This window comes from Herbaspirillum lusitanum P6-12 (genome assembly GCF_000256565.1).
Classification (GTDB): Bacteria; Pseudomonadota; Gammaproteobacteria; order Burkholderiales; family Burkholderiaceae_D; genus Herbaspirillum; species Herbaspirillum lusitanum.
The window spans coordinates 1-741 of the sequence record NZ_AJHH01000627.1 but is presented as its reverse complement, the minus strand read 5'-3'; the positions used below and the strand labels follow the sequence as shown (position 1 = coordinate 741).

Annotated in this window: 1 protein-coding gene; it reads left to right on the top strand. The window is 61.3% G+C overall.

Annotated elements, in window-relative coordinates:
- Positions 1–689, top strand: a 689-nt coding sequence (locus HLUSI_RS29835; RefSeq protein WP_016835733.1) for an HTD2 family dehydratase, incomplete at its 5' end; no start/stop codon positions are given.
- Positions 690–741: the final 52 nt, after the last annotated feature.

Genomic DNA, 741 nt, shown 5'->3' with positions numbered 1-741 from the left:
GCGGGCCGCGCGGCGATTTCCTGCCTCCGGTGTCGCTGCCGCGCCGGATGTTCGCAGGCAGTCGGCTGGATTGGCGGGGCGACCTCAAGGTGGGCGCGCGGATCGAGAAGGAGTCGACCATCCTGTCAGTGGAATCCAAATCGGGAAGCTCGGGCGACATGGTGTTCGTGACGGTGCGCCACCTCTATCGTGAAGACAGCCTGCAGTTGCTGGAGGAGCAGCAGGACATCGTCTATCGCGACGTCAGCAGTACCGGCGAACGTGAAGCGCTGGCTTTGCTCGCCGAGCGGGTGAGGCAGCTCAAGGGTGAAGAGTTTTCCTTCGTGAAGCCGGCCGAGCGAACGCAGCGGGTGCAGCCCGATCCGGTGCACTTGTTCCGCTATTCGGCGGCGACTTTCAACGGACACAGGATCCACTACGATCATCCTTACGCCACCGGTGTGGAACATTATCCGGGCCTAGTGGTGCACGGTCCCTTGCTGGCCACCATGCTGGTCGAGTTCTTGTTGCGTGAGGTGGCGCCGGGCCGCGCACTGCAACATTTCGAGTTCCGCGCCAAACGTCCGACCTTCGATATCGGCCCGTTCCATTTGCACGCCGGCGCAGGCGACGAGAATGGGCGCATCGAATTATGGTCGACCAACAACGTCGGCGAAGTCGCTGTCCACGGCTGGGCTGTATGCCGTTGAAGCAGGTTGAACAATTAAAAGGATGGCAGTCATGAAAGTATTAGTCCCCGTC